Raw genomic sequence first — 18,838 nt, 5'->3', positions numbered from 1 at the left:
AGGCCCGCCGTCAGTCGAGTTAACGGGGTACAAGGTCCAGGCACACCGAGTTGATGCAATAACGCAGCCCCGTCGGCGGCGGACCGTCCGGGAACACATGCCCGAGGTGCGCATCGCATTTGGCGCAGGTCACTTCGGTGCGGATCATGCCGTGGCTGACGTCACGGATCTCGATCATCGCGCTGTCGGCGATCGGCGCGTAGAAGCTGGGCCAGCCGCAGCCGGAATCAAACTTGGTGGTCGAATCGAACAGCGGCTCATTGCAGCAGATGCAGTGATACACACCCTCAGTCTTGGTCTCATTGTACTTACCGCTGAAAGGACGCTCGGTGCCCTTGAGGCGGCACACGTTGTACTGCTCTGGATCGAGCATTGCCTTCCATTCTTCAACGGTTTTCTGCAACTTTTCCATCGGTACACCTCGGCAACTGAAAAAGCCTGATCTGTATCTTTTCCACGGATCAGGCGGCACGTATGATTGCGCCTCTTCAAAACGCCAGTCTGGCACCCGCGCTACCGGCATTCAAACGTATTTATGGGTGCGGACCTTGCAGCATTCACAGTACGGTAGTGCCCATACCGTCTGGATCGTTCATTTTCAGGATCACATCGCCATGCAGGTCAGCAAATCGAACAAGCTCGCCAACGTCTGCTACGACATTCGCGGCCCAGTGCTCAAGCACGCCAAGCGCCTGGAAGAGGAAGGTCATCGCATCCTCAAGCTGAACATTGGCAACCCGGCGCCCTTTGGTTTCGAAGCGCCGGATGAAATCCTCCAGGATGTGATCCGCAACCTGCCCACCGCCCAGGGCTACAGCGATTCCAAAGGCCTGTTCAGCGCGCGCAAGGCCGTGATGCAGTACTACCAGCAGAAGCAGGTCGAAGGCGTCGGCATCGAAGACATCTACCTGGGTAATGGCGTATCCGAGCTGATCGTGATGTCCATGCAGGCCCTGCTCAACAACGGTGACGAAGTGCTGGTGCCGGCACCGGACTACCCACTGTGGACCGCCGCCGTGACCCTGGCCGGCGGCCACCCGGTGCACTACCTGTGCGACGAGGGCGCCGACTGGTTCCCGGACCTGGCCGACATCAAGGCCAAGATCACACCGAACACCAAGGCCCTGGTGATCATCAACCCGAACAACCCCACCGGCGCCGTGTATTCCAAGGAAGTGCTGCTGGGCATGCTCGAGCTGGCACGCCAGCACAACCTGGTGGTGTTCTCCGACGAGATCTACGACAAGATCCTCTACGACGATGCGGTGCATATCTGCACCGGCTCCCTGGCGCCGGACCTGCTGTGCCTGACCTTTAACGGCCTGTCCAAGTCCTACCGCGTGGCGGGCTTCCGCTCCGGCTGGATCGCCATTTCCGGGCCCAAGCACAACGCCCAGAGCTACATCGAAGGCATCGACATGCTGGCCAACATGCGCCTGTGCGCCAACGTGCCGAGCCAGCATGCGATCCAGACCGCCCTCGGCGGCTACCAGAGCATCAATGACCTGATCCTGCCCCAGGGCCGCCTGCTGGAACAGCGCAACCGTACGTGGGAGCTGCTCAATGCGATCCCGGGCGTGAGCTGCGTGAAGCCCATGGGCGCGCTGTACGCCTTCCCAAGGATCGACCCGAAGGTCTGCCCGATCCTCAACGACGAGAAGTTCGTGCTCGACCTGCTGCTGTCGGAAAAGCTGCTGGTGGTCCAGGGCACGGCGTTCAACTGGCCGTGGCCGGATCACTTCCGTGTGGTGACCTTGCCGCGCGTGGATGACCTGGACATGGCGATTGGCCGAATTGGCAACTTCCTCAAGTCCTATCGCCAGTAGCGGTGCGGCGCCGTACGACCGACATTCGGTCGTACGGCGATTATCTGGCAACACTTCTCTGGCTATCTGTTCTCCCCGCGCTGCACTTGTGTCTCCACATCCACAAAACCCTGTAGTTACGGGGCCCCAAGGCAAAAAGTGGCATTTCACGGGTGGCATTCCTCATCGGAAAATCCCTTCAAGACTGTACATTCAAGCTGTAGGACACAGTTTGAAATAGTCGCTCGGTTGAATCACCCTAAGCCGCACCTTATATACCCCGCAGTACGCGACATATTAAGCATGAGGAGAACTCTACAACCATGATGCGCATCCTGCTGTTCTTGGCCACCAACCTGGCGGTCGTGCTGATTGCCAGCATCACCCTGAGCCTCTTCGGCTTCAACGGGTTCATGGCGGCCAACGGGGTTGATCTGAACCTCAATCAGCTGCTGATTTTCTGTGCGGTCTTTGGTTTTGCAGGCTCGCTGTTCTCGCTGTTCATCTCCAAGTGGATGGCGAAGATGAGCACCAGCACCCAGATCATCACTCAACCACGCACGCGCCATGAACAATGGCTGATGCAAACCGTGGAGCAGTTGTCTCAAGAAGCAGGTATTAAAATGCCCGAAGTCGGGATTTTCCCTGCTTACGAGGCCAATGCCTTTGCAACGGGCTGGAACAAGAACGACGCCCTCGTGGCGGTCAGCCAAGGGCTGCTCGAACGTTTTTCACCCGATGAAGTGAAGGCGGTACTCGCCCACGAGATTGGCCACGTGGCCAACGGCGACATGATTACCCTCGCGCTGGTGCAAGGCGTGGTGAACACCTTCGTGATGTTCTTCGCGCGGATCATTGGCAATTTTGTCGACAAGGTGATCTTCAAGAACGAAGGCGGCCGCGGTATCGCCTACTTTGTAGCGACCATCTTTGCCGAAGTGGTACTGGGCTTCCTGGCCAGCGCGATTGTGATGTGGTTCTCGCGCAAACGAGAGTTCCGCGCAGACGAAGCCGGCGCACGTCTGGCTGGCACCAGTGCAATGATCAGTGCGCTGCAGCGCTTGCGCTCCGAACAGGGCCTGCCGGTGCATATGCCCGACAGCCTGACCGCCTTTGGCATCAACGGCGGCGTCAAGCAGGGCCTGGCTCGCATGTTCATGAGCCACCCGCCGCTGGAAGAGCGTATCGACGCGCTGCGTCGCCGGGGCTGATACCCGGTAATGCAAAAGGGGCGATTGGATCGCCCCTTTTTTGTGCGCGGGTTTTACACCTTGGTGAGCCGATAAGCGCGCTCTTCGAGGCGCGTGACACCGTCCTGCACGAACTTCCAGCTCTCATCCAGAATATCCTGAGCTTCGAGCACCTCCAGGCACCACTGCAAACCCAGCAGTACCTTCACCTCATCATCCGTCACCGCAAAGGGTGGACCGGCTTTTTGCGTCTGGTCATAGTCCAGGGTGATCAGCAGCCCCTGGCAGCCCGGCCGCAACAGGCTGTTCAACTGCTCGGCGTACTGCGCGCGCATCAGCGGCGGCAAGGCAATCAGTGCGGCACGGTCGTAAAGCGCCGTGCAATCAGCCAGTGCCCCAGCATCCAAGGCAAAGAAATCGCCGCACCATATCTCGATCAAATCGGCCTGGTACACCTTGAATACGCCGTGCCAAGTGATTCGCGGCGTCAGGTTCTGCTCGCGGAAAAACGCATCAACCGCCTGCTCCGACAGTTCAACGCCGAGTACGTGATAGCCGTTGCTGGCCAGCCACATCAGGTCCAGGCTTTTGCCGCACAGCGGCACCAGCACCTTGGCGCCCTGAGCAAGGGTCAGCGAAGGCCAATAACGCAGCAGGTAAGGGTTAACTTCGGGCAAGTGAAAGCCGATCTGATTACGCGCCCAGCGCTCCTGCCAAAATTTGGGCTCCATGAAATCACCTCCGAGAATTCGATCAAAAAGCGCTAAAACTTATATTAGATTTAGATCAATGATCTGATTGAAGATGGGCCCATGTTAAACCTCAGGACCTTCCTTATGTTACCCAGCCTGTTTATCTCCCACGGATCACCCATGCTTGCCCTGCAACCCGGCGCCAGCGGCCCTGCCCTGCAGCGCCTGGCCGCTGAACTGCCACGGCCGAAGGCAATTGTGGTGGTGTCGGCGCATTGGGAAAGCCAGGAACTGCTGGTCAGCGGCAGCGCTGCGCCCGAGACCTGGCACGACTTCGGCGGTTTCCCCCGCGAGCTGTTCGCCGTGCAGTACCCGGCGCCGGGCGACCCGCAATTGGCCAACCAAATCGTCGACCTGCTTCATGCCGACGGCTTGAATGCGCGAATCGATGAGCGCCGCCCGTTTGACCATGGCACCTGGGTGCCGCTCTCGCTGATGTACCCGGCAGCGGACATTCCAGTGGTGCAAGTCTCCTTGCCCAGTCGCATGGGCCCTGCCCTGCAAACCCGCGTCGGGCATGCCTTGGCCAGCTTGCGCGAACAGGGCGTGCTGTTGATCGGCTCCGGCAGCATCACCCATAACCTGGGCGAGCTGAACTGGCAGGCCGGACCTGAGAGTATCGAACCCTGGGCACGCGATTTCCGCGACTGGGTAGTGGACACACTCGCTGCCAACGACGAAGCGGCGTTGCATGATTACCGTCGCCAGGCGCCACACGCCGTGCGCAGCCATCCCAGCGATGAACATTTGTTGCCGTTGTACTTTGCGCGCGGCGCTGGGGGTGACTTCAGCGTGGCGCATCAAGGGTTCACCATGGGCGCGCTGGGCATGGACATCTACCGCTTCGGTTAACGCCGGACAAAAAAAATCCCCGAACCAGTCGGGGATTTTTTATGTGCGATCAATCAGCCCAGGGGCGGATCAATCTTCGCGGTAACGACGCAGCTTCAATTGCTTGCCGGCAACGCGAGTGTCTTTCAGCTTGGTCAGCAGTTTTTCCAGACCGTCTTCCGGCAACTCCACCAGGGAGAAGCTGTCACGGACCTGGATGCGACCGATGGCTTCACGTGCCAGGCCACCCTCGTTGAGGATAGCGCCCAGCAGGTTCTTGGCAGCGATACCATCACGCGCGCCCAGCGCGGTACGGCAACGAGCACGGCCTTCAGCCAATGGAACCGGAGCACGACGCTCACGATCGCCACGGTCCGGACGGTCGCCGGTACGTTCTGGACGATCACCGCGCGGCGCGTTGTTCGGCACCAGCGGGCGCTCTTTCTCGATGGCTGCCAGGGTCAGGGCCTGACCGTTGGTAGCCTTGCGCAGCAGGGCTGCAGCCAGGGCGCGTGGAGTGCAACCGATATCGGCGGTCAGGCGGTCCAGCAGGTCGCCGTGGGTCGATTCAGCGTCAGCCACCAGTGGCGACAGGCTGTTGGTCAGTTTCTTGATGCGGGCATCGAGAACGGCCTGGGCATCCGGCAGGCGGACTTCAGCCACTTTCTGACCGGTTACACGCTCGATCACTTGCAGCATGCGGCGCTCACGTGGAGTCACCAGCAGCAGTGCACGACCTTCGCGACCGGCACGGCCGGTACGGCCGATACGGTGAACGTAGGACTCTGGATCGTAAGGCATGTCAACGTTGAACACGTGGGTGATACGCGGAACGTCGAGACCACGAGCGGCTACGTCGGTCGCAACAACGATGTCCAGACGGCCATCCTTGAGGGAGTCGATCACGCGCTCACGTTGGTTCTGGGCGATGTCACCGTTCAGCGCAGCGGCTTTGTAGCCTTTGGCTTCCAGGGCACTGGCCAGGTCCAGGGTCGCTTGCTTGGTACGCACGAACATGATCAGGGCGTCGAAGTCTTCGACTTCCAGCAGGCTCAATACAGCCGAGGTCTTCTGGTCAGCGTGAACCAACAGGTGAGCCTGTTCGATCGCGGTAACGGTCTGAGTCTTGGTCTGGATCTTCACGTGTTGCGGATCGCGCAGGTGGCGTTCGGCAATGGCACGGATCGACTGTGGCAGGGTGGCCGAGAACAGCACGGTCTGACGGGTCGGTGGCAGCGCCTTGAAGATGACTTCCAGGTCATCCATGAAGCCCAGCTTCAACATTTCGTCGGCTTCGTCCAGAACCAGGTGGTTCACGGTCGACAGGACTTTCTCGTCACGACGCAGGTGGTCGCACAGACGGCCCGGGGTGGCGACAACGATCTGAGCGCCATTACGGATGGCTTTCAGTTGCGGGCCCATCGGCGCGCCGCCGTAAACGGCAACAACGGTAACGCCTGGCATTTGCTTGGCGTAGGTTTCAAAAGCGGTTGCTACTTGCAGCGCCAACTCACGAGTTGGCGCCAGGATCAGGGCTTGCGGTTCGCGCTTGGCAGGATCGATGCAGTGCAGGATAGGCAGGGCGAACGCGGCGGTTTTACCGGTACCGGTTTGCGCCTGGCCAATCATGTCCTGGCCGGCCATGATGATCGGGATCGATTGCTGCTGAATCGCCGAAGGTTCTTCGTAGCCGGTCGCGATGACGGCAGCGAGAATGTTCGGGTTAAGATTAAAAGCGGCGAAGCCGCCGGTTTCCTGGGTCATGGGTCTGCCTCTAAGTGCATCCGCAAAGACCCATGCTCCAAAGCTGCGCATGCCGTGTTGAGACTCAAGAGTCGCCCTGGCTGCTTTGTCGGCGGGGATTTGCGAAAACGAATGAATGAAAAAGATTCGTCAAGGGAGAGTCCGCTGTGCGGACGCGCAGCCGAAGCTGACTTCGGGGAATTGCACTACCTAAACGCGGCCCGGTTAAAGGCCGGCGCGCACTATACCGGAAATACCTGAAAAAGGGAGCTTTTTTTATCGCCAGGCGCCGATAAACCGCACGGCATCACAGTCTTTGCAGATAAGCGCGGCAGGGTCTATTTTTCAAAGGCCCGGCCCTGCTGGTCATGACGCTTAAACGGTTCACCTTCCATTGGTCTGAAACTTTTCCCCCGTCCGAGGACACGTCCGATGAATCAAGCCAGCAGTAGTCGCGTCAGCCGTGAACTGCAGGGTCATGTCCTGTTGTTGGGCCTGGATCGGGTCGCCAAGCGCAACGCCTTTGACCTGGACTTGCTCAATGAGCTCAGCCTGGCTTATGGCGAATTTGATCGAAATGATGACGCACGGGTGGCCGTTGTATTTGCCCATGGCGACCACTTCACCGCCGGCCTGGACCTGGCCAATGTCAGCGGGGTAATGGCAGGCGGCTGGCAACCGCCGCTGGGAGGCTGTGACCCTTGGGGCGTTTTCGCAGGCCCCAGGATCAGCAAACCGGTGATCGTCGCCGCCCAAGGCTACTGCCTGACCATCGGTATCGAGTTGATGCTCGCTGCAGATATCAATCTGTGCGCGAGCAATACCCGCTTTGCACAGATGGAAGTGCAACGTGGGATTTTTCCGTTTGGAGGCGCGACATTGCGTTTTCATCAGATCGCCGGCTGGGGCAACGCCATGCGCTGGCTGCTCACCGGCGATGAGTTCGACGCCCATGAAGCCCTGCGCCTGGGTTTGGTGCAGGAAGTCATGGCCAGTGAAGACCTTCTGCCCCGCGCCATCGAGCTGGCCAGTCGCATCGCGCGCCAGGCACCGCTTGGCGTCCAGGCCACCTTGATGTCGGCCCGCCTGGCACGGATGGAAGGCGAAACCGTTGCGGCCGCTGCGCTGCCGCCGATGGTGGATCAATTGCTGAACAGCGAGGATGCCAAGGAAGGCGTGCGCGCGATGGTCGAGAAGCGGCCGGGGGTGTTCAAGGGCATTTGAGTCGCCTGTACCGGCGCTATCGGGGCAAGCCCCCTCCCACATTTGAAATGAGTTCCAAGTGTGGGAGGTATGGTGCGACGATTCGAGTTGCCCCCGATGGCGTCGGCACAGGCGACTACGTAGCCGGCCGAATCGCCTTGATCAACGCCTGCAACGAATACCCCAATCGCGGTGCCAGGGCTTCGGCGCGGGCCCAGAGCGCATCAAGATCCAGCGCCTGGTCCAGCTCCGAAGGCACCAACAGGATCACATTGCCCTCCTTCACCGGCAGTTCCCAGTAATGCCGGTGGTACAAACCACGCAGCAACGCCGCGCCCAAGGGTTTGCCATCATCGGTCGCCCACTGGTTGATCACCAGCCAACCGCCGGGGTTGAGTTTCTTCTGGCAGTTTTCCAGGAAGGTCCAGGCCAGGTGTCCGACGCCCGGGCCGACATCGGTGTAGAGGTCGACGAAAATCAGGTCGGCCGATTCAGCGGTCTCCAACAGCTCCAGGGCGTCGCCGATGCGGATATACAAGCGCGGATCATCATCCAACCCCAGGTATTCGATGGCCAGGCGCGGCACATCGGGGCGCAGCTCGATAGCTTCGACGTCTTCCAGAGGCAGGAACTTGAGGCAGGCCTGGGTCAACGTCCCGGCCCCCAGGCCGAGGAACAGCGCGCTCTCCGGCTGCTCATGGCACAACGCGCCGATCAGCATCGCGCGGGTGTAGTCGTACTCCAGCCAGCTCGGGTCAGCGGTGAACACGCAGCTTTGCTCGATGGCATCGCCAAACTCGAGAAACCGGTAATCGGCAACCTCAAGCACACGGATCATGCCGAAATCATCATGGACTTCGGCCAGCAGGCGCTCGACACGCTCCTCGGTCATCACAACTCCTAAAGGGTTTACCGCACGGCAAAGGCGCGATTGTCGGCCAACCGGCGGCAACAGGTCACGCACTAATTGCTGATAACATTGACGCCCGACCGTCAACCACCCAATCGAGTTCATGATGAGCCAACCCTGGAGCCCCGACAGCTGGCGCGCCCTGCCAATCCAGCAACAACCCCAGTACCCGGACGCTGCGCACTTGTTGCAAGTGGAGCAGAGCCTGGCCAGCTATCCGCCGCTGGTATTTGCCGGGGAAGCCCGCGAGTTGCGCCGTCAGTTTGCCGAGGTGACCCAAGGTCGCGCGTTCCTGCTGCAAGGTGGCGACTGCGCCGAGAGCTTTGCCGAGTTCTCCGCCGCAAAAATCCGCGACACCTTCAAGGTGCTGTTGCAGATGGCAATCGTGATGACCTTCGCCGCCGGCTGCCCGGTGGTGAAAGTCGGGCGCATGGCCGGCCAGTTCGCCAAGCCGCGCTCGGCCAACGATGAGACCATTGAAGGCATCACCCTGCCCGCCTACCGTGGCGATATCGTCAACGGCATCGGCTTCGACGAAAAAAGCCGCGTGCCGGACCCGGACCGCCTGCTGCAGTCCTACCACCAGTCCACCGCCACCCTCAACCTGCTGCGCGCCTTCGCCCAGGGCGGTTTTGCCGACCTGCACCAGGTGCACAAGTGGAACCTGGACTTTATCGCCAACTCCGCCCTGGCCGAAAAATACAGCCAGTTGGCCGACCGCATCGACGAAACGCTGGCTTTCATGCGCGCCTGCGGCATGGACAGCTCGCCGCAGTTACGCGAAACCAGTTTCTTCACCGCCCATGAAGCGCTGCTGCTCAACTACGAACAAGCCTTCGTGCGCCGCGACAGCCTGACCAACGACTACTACGACTGCTCGGCCCACATGCTGTGGATCGGCGACCGCACCCGTCAGTTGGATGGCGCTCATGTCGAATTCCTGCGCGGGGTGAATAACCCGATCGGCGTCAAAGTCGGCCCGAGCATGAACCCCGATGACCTGATCCGTCTGATCGACATCCTCAACCCCGACAACGACCCCGGCCGCCTCAACCTGATCGCGCGCATGGGTGCAGGCAAGGTCGGCGACCACCTGCCCAACCTGATTCGCGCCGTGCAGCGCGAAGGCAAGCAGGTGCTGTGGAGCTCCGATCCGATGCACGGCAACACCATCAAGGCCAGCAGCGGCTACAAGACCCGCGACTTCGCGCAGATCCTCGGTGAGGTCAAGGAGTTCTTCCAGGTCCACCAGGCCGAGGGCACGTATGCTGGCGGGATTCATATCGAGATGACCGGGCAGAACGTCACCGAGTGCATCGGCGGCGCGCGGCCGATCACCGAAGATGGCTTGTCGGACCGCTACCACACCCACTGCGACCCACGGATGAACGCCGATCAGTCGCTGGAGTTGGCGTTCCTGATTGCCGAGACATTGAAGCAGGTCAAACGCTAGCAGACGTTTGGAAAATAGGGCTTGTTGTGGCGAGCGGGCTTGCCCCGCGTCAGGTGGCGAAGCCGCCCCAAAACCCACGCCGCAATTCCGCCTGAACCAATTCAGTGATCTTACTGGGGCTGCTTCGCAGCCCAACGCAGGGCAAGCCCGCTCGCCACGAAAGTACCTTCCTCCTACAAGTGCAGCATGGCTAACCGCAAGCGGTCGGCACTCGGCCGCTGGCAATTGAGCTGGATATGTTCGAGCCCCAGCCAGTCGGCCATTTGCCGCAGGTTCAACGCCAGCACCAACATCCCCTCCTCATCCAGCCCCGGCTCTTCCTCATGCACCGCATGCACGGCCAGGCGTCCGTTGGCGCGTTCGGCCCGCAGGTCGATACGTGCGGCGATCCGCTCGTTGTGCAAAAACGGCAGCACGTAGTAGCCGTACACCCGTTTGTCTTGCGGGGTGTAGATCTCCAGCCGGTAGCGGAAATCGAACAGGCGCTCGGTACGGCTGCGCTCCCAGACCAGCGAGTCGAAGGGCGACAGCAGTGCGCTGGCCGACACCTTGCGCGGCACTTTGGGCTCGGGCAGACAGTAGGCTGCCTGCTTCCAGCCTTGCACCTGGCAAACCTGCAAGTGCCCGTCCTCGACCAATTCCGCCAGGCGACTGCGACTGTCGGCGGGGTCAAGACGGAAGTAGTCGCGTAGGTCTTTTTCGGTACCTACACCCAAGGCGGTGGCGCTGTGCAGCAACAGGCCACGTTGGGCCTCGGCCTCGGTCAACGGCGCCTGCTGGAGGATGTCGCCAGGGATGACGCGCTCGGGCAAGTCATAGAGCCGCTCGAAACCACGCCTGCCGGCAACGGTAACCAGGCCGGCGGCGAACAGCCACTCAAGCGCATGCTTTTCATCGCTCCAGTCCCACCAGGGTCCGGCCCGCTCTTCGCGGGTCGACAAACTGCCCGCGCCGAGCGCGCCCTGCTGTTCGACGGTCTGCAAAACGCGCTGGATCGTGGCCTGTTGCTCACGACCGAAGCGCGCCATCTGCGAATAGATGCCGCGCCCCTGCTGCGCTCGCTCCATACGCCAACGCATCAACGGGTACAACGCCATTGGCAGCAGCGAGGCCTCGTGCCCCCAATACTCAAACAACGAGCGTCGTCGGCCCTGGCTCCAGGCCGCTTGTTCAAGCATCAATGGGGAGTAATTGCCCAGGCGGGAAAACAGCGGCAAGTAGTGAGAGCGCACCAGCGCATTGACCGAGTCAATCTGCAACACGCCCAAGCGCTCGATCACGCGGTTGAGGTGCGCAGCTTTTATCAGCGCAGGCGCCTGGCGCCCTGAAAATCCCTGGGCCGCCAGCGCCATGCGTCGAGCTTGCTTGAGGGAAAAGGACAAGTCGGCGGGCATGGGAATCTCCTTGAATGCTCGCGACCTACCCTACTGCATCCGGGGTCATTTTCGCAGTGGATCTTCCCAGAAATGCCGATGGCTCTCACGCTCCACATCGGCACGGCTGAGGCCGATGTCCTTGAGCGCATCATCGTTCATGCTCGCCAGCACCTGCCGTTCGTGGCGCAACACCTGCCAACGCAATACCACTTGCAGCAGCCTGGAAAACGGCCGTTTGGTGATCAACACGAAACCTTTCTGACCTTTCATCTTCTCGCCCTCCAGTGGGGATGACGCAAGTGTGTGCCGTGCAATATGATCAATCCAACGAATGTTTCTTATGCAACACATCTCGGAGATTGATCAATTGTCCGGCTACCCGAGCATCGACACTGAAGTGCTGCGTACCTTCGTCGCCATCGCCGACCAGGGCGGTTTCACCCGCGCCGGTGAACTGGTTAACCGCACCCAATCGGCGGTGAGCATGCAGATGAAGCGTCTGGAGGAAGACGTGTTGCAGCGCAAGCTGTTCGAGCGCGATGGCAGGCAGGTGCGGCTGACGCCCGAGGGCCAGGTGTTGCTGGGTTATGCGCGGCGCATCTTGAAGCTCCACAGCGAGGTGTTCAACACCCTACGCGAGCCGCATATGGTGGGGTTGGTACGTATCGGTACGCCGGACGACTACGTGATGCGTTTCCTTCCAGGGATCCTCAAGCGGTTCTCCAAGGCCTACCCGCTGATCCAGATCGAGCTGCATTGCGAGTCGTCAACGGTGCTGATGCAGCGACGGGATCTGGCGCTGACCGTTATCAGCCGCGAGCCTGGCAAGGAAATCGGCGAGCTTTTGCGCACAGAGCGCATGGTATGGGCAGCCGCGCCATGTTTTTGTGTGGAAGAGCACGATGCCGTGCCCCTGGCGGTGTCCGGTGCCGACTGCGTGTACACGCAGTGGACCCAGGCCGCACTGGATGCAACCGGGCGGGATTATCGCCTGGCGTATCACAGCACCAACGTCGCGGCGATCCTGGCAGTGGTGAGTGCCGGCCTGGCTGCCATGATCTGCATGGAAAGCCTGGTGACTGAAGACTTGCGAGTACTCGGCAGCGACGAGGGTTTCCCAGCGCTGCCCTCTATGAATCTGCACTTGCTGCGCAATCCGCAAATGACCTCGCCCATCACCGAATGCCTGGCCGAATACATCGTCGAAGGCTTCAGACTTTAAACGTCAGCATCACCGCACACACCACCAGGAAGCCGCAAAACAGGCCGCGCAAGACACGCTCCGGCAACGCATGGGCAACCTTCACGCCCCAGCTGATACTGAGCAGGCCGCCGACGGCGAGCGGCACGCCGATCATCCAGTCCACCTCGTGGTGCCAGGCATAGGTGACCAGCGTCACACCCGTGCTGGGCAACGCCAAGGCCAGGGACAACCCTTGGGCGACGACCTGGGTGGTGCCGAACAGGCTGGTGAGCACGGGAGTGGCCACCACCGCGCCGCCAACCCCGAACAAACCGCCCATGGAACCGGACGCCGCGCCCAACACGCCAAGCCAAGGCCAGGAGTAACGCATGTGTGCCGTCGGCGGCGCATTCCGCGTGAACATACGCAGCAGGTTGTAAGCCGAAAGCGTCAGCAGAAACACAATAAAGCCGATGCGCATGGCACCTGCGTCGAGCCCCACGGCCCAGATCGAACCAAGCCAGGCAAAGCTGAACCCCATGATGCCCAAGGGCAGCGCGTGCCGCAGTTCGATGCGATTGCGCTGGTGGTAACGCCACAGGGCGAGCATCACATTCGGCACCACCATGACCAACGCCGTGCCTTGGGCAAGTTGTTGGTCCAGGCCGAACCATACGCCGAGTACCGGGATCGCAATCAACCCACCGCCAATACCAAACAGGCCACCCACCGTGCCGAGGGCCACGCCCAATACCAGGTACACCGCTAAATCCAACACCGCTCGCTACTCCCCATTCTCAAGACCTGCATGCTACGCAGTCGACTCTGGCGCGGAAACGCACAGCAACGCACAATGGCTATGCCAATCTCGCATAAGCGCGCATCGATGAATCCCAATACGCTGACCGATCAACTGAGCCTGTTTCTCGATGTATTGGAAACGGGCAGCTTTTCCGCCGCAGCACGTCGCCATCCGCTGACACCCTCGGCGGTGGCGCGGCGCATCGACAGCCTGGAAAGCTCCGTGGGCAGCCGCTTGTTCCAGCGCAGCACCCACGCGGTGGTGCCGACCCCGGCGGGCCTGGCCTTCGCTGAACGGGCACGGCGGATTGTCAGCGAGTTGCAACTCGCACGGGCAGAGGCCGCTTCCCTGAGTCATGCGCCGGAAGGGCTGATTCGCGTGGATGCACCGGCAGCGTTCGGTCGCCGGCACCTGGCGCCGGTGATTGCCGACTTCTTGAACGTTTACCCCGGATTGGATGTGCACCTGCATCTGATCGACAGCTTTGTCGATATGCAGGGCGCGCACTTGGGCAAGGTCGACTTGGTGCTGCGCGCCGGGCATATCGTCGATACACGGCTGATCGCCACGCCCCTGGCCAGTATCGTGCGCATCGCGTGCGCCAGCCCGGCCTACCTGAAAAACCGTGGCACCCCGGCTCACCCCCGCGAATTGAGCGAGCATGACGGCCTGGATTGGGACGGCCTGGCGCCGATGTTCGCGTGGCGCTTTGAGTTGGACGGGCGACGTGCAACGCATCGCCCGCGGCGCATCCGCATGAGCGCCAACAACGCTGAAGCGCTGCTATCGGGCGCTCTCGCCGGGCTGGGCATCGCCCATCTTCCCACCTGGCTGGCCAGTGAATACCTGGTGCGCGGGGAATTGCTGCCGCTGTTTTGCGAGGACGGCCTGCCCAGCCCGGAGACCACCGGGATCTACGCACTGCGGCTGGAACAGCAGCCCAATGCGCGCAGCCGCTTGTTGCTGGAATACCTCAAGTCCCGATTCAGCCCCGTGCCGCCTTGGGATCTGGCCCTGCAAAGCGGGTTGGTCTGACCGCGGGGACAGAATTATCTGGCGCATTAAAGATTTGCCCGCTAGATTCCAGCGTAGACACGCTTTTTTTGAGGCACCACCATGAGCAAAAATCCCACCGCGTGCGATTCCCTGTTGCTGGACAATCAACTGTGTTTCGCCCTGCACTCCACATCGCTGCTGATGACCAAGGTCTACAAACCGCTGCTGCACGCCCTCGGTCTGACCTACCCGCAGTACCTGGCCATGATGGTGCTTTGGGAAGAAGATGGTTTGACCGTCGGCGAAATCAGCAGCCGCCTGCTGACCGACCCGGGCTCCCTGACGCCACTGCTCAAGCGCCTGGAAGCCGAAGGCCTGCTCAGCCGCACCCGCAGCCGTGAAGATGAGCGCGTGGTGGTGGTGGAACTGACCTGCGCTGGGCGTGCCTTGCAGGAAAAGGCCATGGGTATTCCACAGTGCATTCTCGGCGCCAGCGGTTTGGAGCTGGACCAATTGCGCAAGCTGCAGGCTGACTTGCTCGCGTTGCGGGGCAACCTGCAGAACGCGATCTAAACACAGCAAAACGCTCAACATGTGGGAGGGGGCTTGCTCACGATGACGGTTTATCAGTCGACGAATCTTTTGACTGAAACACCGCTATCGGGAGCAAGCCCCCTCTCACATTGGTTTGCAGCGACTGAAAAAATATTTATACATTTATCTTGCGCGCAAAACATTAGCGCTATACATTTGCCTCACCAACTACTTAGCGCACAAAACTTTAGCGCTAATAACCAAGAGGACGACACCATGCAAACGCTCTATACCGCAGTAGCCACCGCCACCGGCGGCCGTGATGGTCGCGCTGTTTCCAGCGACAACATCCTCGACGTCAAACTCTCCACCCCCAAAGAATTGGGCGGAGCCGGCGGCCAGGCCACCAATCCGGAACAACTGTTCGCCGCCGGTTACTCGGCTTGCTTTATCGGCGCCCTGAAATTCGTCGCCAGCCAGACCAAACGCAAAATCCCGGATGATGCCTCGATCACTGCCCACGTCGGCATCGGCCAGATCCCTGGTGGTTTCGGCCTGGATATCGACCTGCACGTCAGCCTGCCAGGCCTGGCCCAGGACGACGCGCAAAGCCTGGTCGACGCCGCTCACCAAGTCTGCCCGTACTCCAACGCCACCCGTGGCAACGTCGATGTGCGCCTGCACGTAACCGTCTAACCCCGCCGATGTCACTGGAGAAGAACATGAACACATTTGCCAAAGTGCTGACCGGCAGCCTGCTCGCCCTGTCCGTCACTCACGCTTTCGCCGCCAATGGCGACGTTGAACACAACACCCAGGCCTTCCTGGATGTGTTGAACGCCGGCACCGGCAAACCGATGGAACAACTGACGCCCAAGGAAGCCCGCGCCGTACTGACGGGTGCCCAGGCCGGTGTGAAGTTGACCTTGCCCAAGGCGGACGTGAGCCAGAAGACCATTCAGGTCGATGGCCAGCCGCTGGACCTGACCATCGTGCGGCCAGCCGGGGTCAAGGGCACATTGCCGGTGTTCATGTTCTTTCACGGCGGCGGCTGGGTCTTGGGGGATTACCCGACTCACGAGCGCCTGGTGCGCGATCTGGTGGTGGGTTCGGGAGCCGTGGCGGTCTTCGTCAACTACACGCCTTCACCGGAAGCGCACTACCCGGTGGCGATCAACCAGGCCTACGGCGCAACCAAGTGGGTCGCCGAGCATGGCAAGGACATCAACGTCGACGGCAAACGCCTGGCGGTCGCGGGCAATAGTGTCGGCGGCAATATGGCAGCCGTCGTCAGCCTGATGGCGAAGGACAAGGGCACACCCGCGATCAAGTTCCAGTTGCTGTTGTGGCCGGTGACCGATGCCAACTTCGAGACGGCGTCCTACAACCAGTACGCCGAAGGGCACTTCCTCACCAGGAACATGATGAAGTGGTTCTGGGACAACTACACCACCGACGCCAACCAGCGGGCCGAGATCTACGCCTCGCCGTTGCGGGCGACCACGGATCAGCTCAAGGGCTTGCCGCCCGCGCTGATTCAGACTGCCGGTGCCGATGTATTGCGTGACGAAGGCGAAGCCTATGCGCGCAAGCTGGACCAGGCCGGGGTTCCCGTGACGGCCGTGCGCTATAACGGCATGATCCACGACTACGGTTTGCTCAATGTGGTCAGCCAGGTACCAGCCGTGCGTTCGGCCTTGCTGCAGGCATCGGACGAGCTGAAGCAGCACCTGAAGTAAAAAGCAGCGCTCACGAAAAAGCCCGACGCAAGGTCGGGCTTTTTTCGTATCGGCGAGGCCAGAATTACTTCTTGGCGCGACCTTTGTACGAACCACCTTCGCGGGTGTCGATCTCGATCAGGTCGTCGATTTCGATGAAATCGGCTACTTGCAGTTCGGTACCGTTGCTCAGTTTGGCAGGCTTCATCACTTTGCCCGAAGTGTCGCCGCGAGCGGAACCTTCGGTGTAGGCAACCTTACGCACGATAGTGGTCGGCAGCTCTACGGAAACCAGGCGCTCTTCGAAGAAAATAGCTTCGCAGACGTCTTCCATGCCTTCTTCGATGAACGGCAGAACAGCTTCGATATCTTCAGCGTTCAGCTCGTACATGGTGTAGTCGGTGGTGTCCATGAACGTGTAGGTGTCGCCGCTGATGAAGGACAGGGTCGCTTCTTTGCGGTCGAGGATCACGTCATCCAGTTTGTCATCGGCGCTGTAGACGATCTCGGTCTTGTAACCGGTCAGCAGGTTCTTCAGCTTGGTCTTCATGATTGCGCTGTTACGACCAGACTTGGTGAACTCAGCTTTCTGAACCAGCCAAGGGTCGTTTTCGAGACGGATCACTGTACCGGGTTTCAGTTCTTTACCAGTTTTCATTGCGTATATCCGAAATTTGGATGGGATTTACAAAAATCAAGGTCGCGTATCATATCCAACTTTCATAAAACTGTACCAGCGCCGTCGCAAGATCTGCCTGCAAGCCCTGTTCCAGACACCACGTCTGCGCGTGCTGACTCAACTCAGGCCAGTGCTCCAGCAGCATTTTCCACGGTTGTGCCATATCGCCATCAGTGTTCCAGGCTTGCCAGAGTTCAACCAGGGCAGCCTTTGCGGCCGGCGACAGGGCGGCGGTGTACAGGTCGAGGAAGGCATCGAGCTTGTCCAGATGGATGTCTTCGTCCTGGCGATAGATATGCCACAACAGCGGCCGCCCGGCCCATTGGGCGCGCACGAACGAGTCTTCGCCGCGTACGGCGTTGAAGTCGCAACACCACAGCAGGCGGTCATATTGCTCCTGGCGCACAAACGGCAGCACCTGCACAGTCAGCGCGTCGCGCTGATGCAGGTCCCCCACCGACAGGCCTTCGACACCGAGCCAATGCTGCACATCCCCGAGGATGCGCCCTTCAGGGACCAAGAGATGAGTGGCATGCCCGTCGGTCGAGAGTACGTCCAGCCAACTGGCCAGCCCAGCGTTTTCGTAGGCGAACAACGAGATCAGCCGCACACCCGCTGCCGGAAACACACCCAACGCGTGCAGGAATTGCCGCTGCGCAGCGGCATCCTGTTGAAACGCCTGACGCTGTTCCAGCAACCCTGCCTCGCGTAACAGCCCCCCCGTGCCGGGTCGGAACCCCGGAAAAAAGAAGTACTTCTGCACGCCCTTGAACTTCACCGACGGCAACCGATGACACCCCACCACCCAGTCTTCGGCACTGAGGTAATCCAGGTTCATCCACAACGGCGTGCGTTCACGCGCGGCCATGGCTTCCATGTAATCAGGCGGCAACTGGCAGGCGAAGGCGGCGATCACCACATCGGCTGCCGGGGCGCTCGACCACACAGCTGGCCAATGGCGCACATCGACACCCTCTTGCCATTGCTGGTCCAGGCGCACATCAATCTCGGGACACATACGCTCGAAGGCGCGCAGGTCGTCGACCCACAAGCGCACCTCGCACCCCTGCTCTGCCACCAATTGCCGGGCCAGGCGCCAGGTCACGCCAATGTCGCCGTAGTTATCGACGACGCTGCAAAAAATATCCCAGCGGGCTTTCATTCCGGGCTCCAACGCTCAAAGGCTCGATTGTCCGCATAAATGCGCCGATGCAGAAGGCTTGATCGCGATTATTCTGCACAGTGGCTGTGCGACAATCGCCGCCATGCCGTTAATGCCTGCCAGGAGGCCATCATGTCTGATCGCTCGTTGTCGCTGCCCAAACTCACGCTCGCCATTGCCCTGGGGGTGTGGCTGGGGTTTATCGCCATTGCACTGACCACCTGGCTGGCGTCGCGCTATCTGTTCCCGCAAAGCCTGGCGCCTGTAGCCCAGGCCGTTCAGCAACTGGGTAAACCTGCACCGGTTGCGCTGGAGCCGCCGAACCGTATGTTCGAGCAGTACCAACAGAACCTGCAGAAGCAGGAACAACAGCAGGCCCTGGACCAGGCCCGCAACAACGCACGCAACCTGTCCAACCCAAAATGCCAGTTTTGGCTGCAGCAGGACCAGAACGCACCGAATGAAAAGACCCGGGCCAATGTCCTGCAATTCTGCGATTGA

The 18,838-nt window shown here is 60.6% G+C and carries 20 protein-coding genes; 11 read left to right on the top strand and 9 right to left on the bottom strand.

Annotated features, from left to right (window positions below):
* Positions 1 to 19: 19 nt before the first annotated feature.
* A complete protein-coding gene (gene msrB / locus HDC32_RS29280) occupies positions 20 to 412 on the bottom strand; it encodes a peptide-methionine (R)-S-oxide reductase MsrB (protein WP_131699511.1) in 393 nt (130 codons plus the stop codon).
* Positions 413 to 614: 202 nt separating this feature from the next.
* On the opposite strand from msrB, the gene HDC32_RS29275 reads away from it, so the two are divergent.
* Positions 615 to 1,826, top strand: a complete 1,212-nt coding sequence (locus HDC32_RS29275; protein ID WP_012723006.1) for a pyridoxal phosphate-dependent aminotransferase — start codon at positions 615 to 617, stop codon at positions 1,824 to 1,826.
* A gap of 302 nt (positions 1,827 to 2,128) precedes the next feature.
* The gene (htpX, locus tag HDC32_RS29270; protein WP_027607000.1) at positions 2,129 to 3,016 is read left to right on the top strand and encodes a protease HtpX; all 888 of its coding nucleotides are present in this window, start codon (positions 2,129 to 2,131) and stop codon (positions 3,014 to 3,016) included.
* A 53-nt stretch (positions 3,017 to 3,069) separates the two neighbouring features.
* Here the strand turns inward: htpX and HDC32_RS29265 are convergent, their stop codons facing one another.
* On the bottom strand, positions 3,070 to 3,726 hold the full coding sequence (locus HDC32_RS29265) for a thiopurine S-methyltransferase (RefSeq protein ID WP_131699512.1): 657 nt from the start codon (positions 3,724 to 3,726) through the stop codon (positions 3,070 to 3,072).
* Positions 3,727 to 3,831: 105 nt separating this feature from the next.
* Between HDC32_RS29265 and HDC32_RS29260 the strand changes: the two genes are divergently transcribed.
* A complete protein-coding gene (locus tag HDC32_RS29260; RefSeq protein ID WP_131699513.1) occupies positions 3,832 to 4,599 on the top strand; it encodes a class III extradiol ring-cleavage dioxygenase in 768 nt (255 codons plus the stop codon).
* A 69-nt stretch (positions 4,600 to 4,668) separates the two neighbouring features.
* Here HDC32_RS29260 and HDC32_RS29255 read toward each other — a convergent pair whose 3' ends face one another.
* A complete protein-coding gene (locus HDC32_RS29255; RefSeq protein WP_027606997.1) occupies positions 4,669 to 6,342 on the bottom strand; it encodes a DEAD/DEAH box helicase in 1,674 nt (557 codons plus the stop codon).
* Positions 6,343 to 6,753: 411 nt separating this feature from the next.
* Between HDC32_RS29255 and HDC32_RS29250 the strand changes: the two genes are divergently transcribed.
* Positions 6,754 to 7,545 (top strand): crotonase/enoyl-CoA hydratase family protein, encoded by a 792-nt coding sequence (locus tag HDC32_RS29250; RefSeq protein ID WP_145338080.1) that lies wholly within the window; start codon positions 6,754 to 6,756, stop codon positions 7,543 to 7,545.
* Positions 7,546 to 7,660: 115 nt separating this feature from the next.
* On the opposite strand, the gene HDC32_RS29245 is transcribed toward HDC32_RS29250, so the two are convergent.
* The gene (locus HDC32_RS29245) at positions 7,661 to 8,416 is read right to left on the bottom strand and encodes a spermidine synthase (RefSeq protein ID WP_131699515.1); all 756 of its coding nucleotides are present in this window, start codon (positions 8,414 to 8,416) and stop codon (positions 7,661 to 7,663) included.
* Positions 8,417 to 8,540: 124 nt separating this feature from the next.
* Here HDC32_RS29245 and HDC32_RS29240 point away from each other — a divergent pair, with 124 nt between their 5' ends.
* On the top strand, positions 8,541 to 9,887 hold the full coding sequence (locus HDC32_RS29240; protein ID WP_167656201.1) for a class II 3-deoxy-7-phosphoheptulonate synthase: 1,347 nt from the start codon (positions 8,541 to 8,543) through the stop codon (positions 9,885 to 9,887).
* 173 nt (positions 9,888 to 10,060) lie between these two features.
* On the opposite strand, the gene HDC32_RS29235 is transcribed toward HDC32_RS29240, so the two are convergent.
* Together HDC32_RS29235 and HDC32_RS29230 are read right to left on the bottom strand one after the other, a co-directional pair.
* On the bottom strand, positions 10,061 to 11,281 hold the full coding sequence (locus HDC32_RS29235; RefSeq protein ID WP_167656202.1) for a winged helix-turn-helix domain-containing protein: 1,221 nt from the start codon (positions 11,279 to 11,281) through the stop codon (positions 10,061 to 10,063).
* 45 nt (positions 11,282 to 11,326) lie between these two features.
* Positions 11,327 to 11,533, bottom strand: a complete 207-nt coding sequence (locus tag HDC32_RS29230) for a DUF1127 domain-containing protein (RefSeq protein WP_237683153.1) — start codon at positions 11,531 to 11,533, stop codon at positions 11,327 to 11,329.
* Between the two features lie 70 nt (positions 11,534 to 11,603).
* On the opposite strand from HDC32_RS29230, the gene HDC32_RS29225 reads away from it, so the two are divergent.
* Positions 11,604 to 12,485 (top strand): LysR substrate-binding domain-containing protein, encoded by an 882-nt coding sequence (locus HDC32_RS29225; RefSeq protein ID WP_131699519.1) that lies wholly within the window; start codon positions 11,604 to 11,606, stop codon positions 12,483 to 12,485.
* Here HDC32_RS29225 and HDC32_RS29220 read toward each other — a convergent pair.
* On the bottom strand, positions 12,475 to 13,224 hold the full coding sequence (locus tag HDC32_RS29220; protein WP_131699520.1) for a sulfite exporter TauE/SafE family protein: 750 nt from the start codon (positions 13,222 to 13,224) through the stop codon (positions 12,475 to 12,477). The genes HDC32_RS29225 and HDC32_RS29220 overlap by 11 nt on opposite strands.
* A 108-nt stretch (positions 13,225 to 13,332) precedes the next feature.
* Between HDC32_RS29220 and HDC32_RS29215 the strand changes: the two genes are divergently transcribed.
* The 4 genes from HDC32_RS29215 to HDC32_RS29200 all read left to right on the top strand — a co-directional run bounded on the left by HDC32_RS29215 (position 13,333) and on the right by HDC32_RS29200 (position 16,517).
* Entirely contained in the window at positions 13,333 to 14,283 is a 951-nt protein-coding gene (locus HDC32_RS29215; RefSeq protein ID WP_167656204.1) for a LysR family transcriptional regulator, read from the top strand.
* Positions 14,284 to 14,364: 81 nt separating this feature from the next.
* Positions 14,365 to 14,817: a MarR family winged helix-turn-helix transcriptional regulator gene (locus HDC32_RS29210; RefSeq protein ID WP_167656205.1), complete on the top strand. Its 453-nt coding sequence runs from the start codon at positions 14,365 to 14,367 to the stop codon at positions 14,815 to 14,817.
* 237 nt (positions 14,818 to 15,054) lie between these two features.
* The gene (locus HDC32_RS29205; protein WP_034126737.1) at positions 15,055 to 15,474 is read left to right on the top strand and encodes an organic hydroperoxide resistance protein; all 420 of its coding nucleotides are present in this window, start codon (positions 15,055 to 15,057) and stop codon (positions 15,472 to 15,474) included.
* Positions 15,475 to 15,500: 26 nt separating this feature from the next.
* Positions 15,501 to 16,517 (top strand): alpha/beta hydrolase, encoded by a 1,017-nt coding sequence (locus HDC32_RS29200; protein WP_167656206.1) that lies wholly within the window; start codon positions 15,501 to 15,503, stop codon positions 16,515 to 16,517.
* Between the two features lie 64 nt (positions 16,518 to 16,581).
* Here the strand turns inward: HDC32_RS29200 and HDC32_RS29195 are convergent, their stop codons facing one another.
* Both HDC32_RS29195 and earP read right to left on the bottom strand, forming a co-directional pair.
* Positions 16,582 to 17,154, bottom strand: coding sequence for an elongation factor P (locus HDC32_RS29195; RefSeq protein WP_003172723.1), 573 nt, complete (start codon positions 17,152 to 17,154; stop codon positions 16,582 to 16,584).
* 49 nt (positions 17,155 to 17,203) lie between these two features.
* The gene (gene earP / locus HDC32_RS29190; RefSeq protein WP_184746402.1) at positions 17,204 to 18,337 is read right to left on the bottom strand and encodes an elongation factor P maturation arginine rhamnosyltransferase EarP; all 1,134 of its coding nucleotides are present in this window, start codon (positions 18,335 to 18,337) and stop codon (positions 17,204 to 17,206) included.
* Positions 18,338 to 18,469: 132 nt separating this feature from the next.
* On the opposite strand from earP, the gene HDC32_RS29185 reads away from it, so the two are divergent.
* Entirely contained in the window at positions 18,470 to 18,838 is a 369-nt protein-coding gene (locus tag HDC32_RS29185; protein ID WP_184746401.1) for a hypothetical protein, read from the top strand.

It is taken from the genome of Pseudomonas sp. JAI120 (assembly GCF_014207255.1).
GTDB lineage: Bacteria > Pseudomonadota > Gammaproteobacteria > Pseudomonadales > Pseudomonadaceae > Aquipseudomonas.
Note: the sequence above shows the minus strand (reverse complement) of the source record. Positions and strands in the feature narration are given on the sequence as shown.

What these genes read in the sequence shown, in the direction of transcription:
- HDC32_RS29200 (WP_167656206.1), top strand. Translation starts at nt 15,501, where the DNA reads ATGAACACATTTGCCAAAGTGCTGACCGGCAGCCTGCTCGCCCTGTCC.
- HDC32_RS29255 (WP_027606997.1), bottom strand. Translation starts at nt 6,342, where the DNA reads ATGACCCAGGAAACCGGCGGCTTCGCCGCTTTTAATCTTAACCCGAAC.
- HDC32_RS29260 (WP_131699513.1), top strand. Translation starts at nt 3,832, where the DNA reads ATGTTACCCAGCCTGTTTATCTCCCACGGATCACCCATGCTTGCCCTG.
- htpX (WP_027607000.1), top strand. Translation starts at nt 2,129, where the DNA reads ATGATGCGCATCCTGCTGTTCTTGGCCACCAACCTGGCGGTCGTGCTG.
- HDC32_RS29275 (WP_012723006.1), top strand. Translation starts at nt 615, where the DNA reads ATGCAGGTCAGCAAATCGAACAAGCTCGCCAACGTCTGCTACGACATT.
- HDC32_RS29250 (WP_145338080.1), top strand. Translation starts at nt 6,754, where the DNA reads ATGAATCAAGCCAGCAGTAGTCGCGTCAGCCGTGAACTGCAGGGTCAT.
- HDC32_RS29245 (WP_131699515.1), bottom strand. Translation starts at nt 8,416, where the DNA reads ATGACCGAGGAGCGTGTCGAGCGCCTGCTGGCCGAAGTCCATGATGAT.
- msrB (WP_131699511.1), bottom strand. Translation starts at nt 412, where the DNA reads ATGGAAAAGTTGCAGAAAACCGTTGAAGAATGGAAGGCAATGCTCGAT.
- HDC32_RS29265 (WP_131699512.1), bottom strand. Translation starts at nt 3,726, where the DNA reads ATGGAGCCCAAATTTTGGCAGGAGCGCTGGGCGCGTAATCAGATCGGC.
- HDC32_RS29230 (WP_237683153.1), bottom strand. Translation starts at nt 11,533, where the DNA reads ATGAAAGGTCAGAAAGGTTTCGTGTTGATCACCAAACGGCCGTTTTCC.
- HDC32_RS29235 (WP_167656202.1), bottom strand. Translation starts at nt 11,281, where the DNA reads ATGCCCGCCGACTTGTCCTTTTCCCTCAAGCAAGCTCGACGCATGGCG.
- HDC32_RS29195 (WP_003172723.1), bottom strand. Translation starts at nt 17,154, where the DNA reads ATGAAAACTGGTAAAGAACTGAAACCCGGTACAGTGATCCGTCTCGAA.
- HDC32_RS29225 (WP_131699519.1), top strand. Translation starts at nt 11,604, where the DNA reads ATGCAACACATCTCGGAGATTGATCAATTGTCCGGCTACCCGAGCATC.
- HDC32_RS29215 (WP_167656204.1), top strand. Translation starts at nt 13,333, where the DNA reads ATGAATCCCAATACGCTGACCGATCAACTGAGCCTGTTTCTCGATGTA.
- earP (WP_184746402.1), bottom strand. Translation starts at nt 18,337, where the DNA reads ATGAAAGCCCGCTGGGATATTTTTTGCAGCGTCGTCGATAACTACGGC.
- HDC32_RS29210 (WP_167656205.1), top strand. Translation starts at nt 14,365, where the DNA reads ATGAGCAAAAATCCCACCGCGTGCGATTCCCTGTTGCTGGACAATCAA.
- HDC32_RS29240 (WP_167656201.1), top strand. Translation starts at nt 8,541, where the DNA reads ATGAGCCAACCCTGGAGCCCCGACAGCTGGCGCGCCCTGCCAATCCAG.
- HDC32_RS29185 (WP_184746401.1), top strand. Translation starts at nt 18,470, where the DNA reads ATGTCTGATCGCTCGTTGTCGCTGCCCAAACTCACGCTCGCCATTGCC.
- HDC32_RS29205 (WP_034126737.1), top strand. Translation starts at nt 15,055, where the DNA reads ATGCAAACGCTCTATACCGCAGTAGCCACCGCCACCGGCGGCCGTGAT.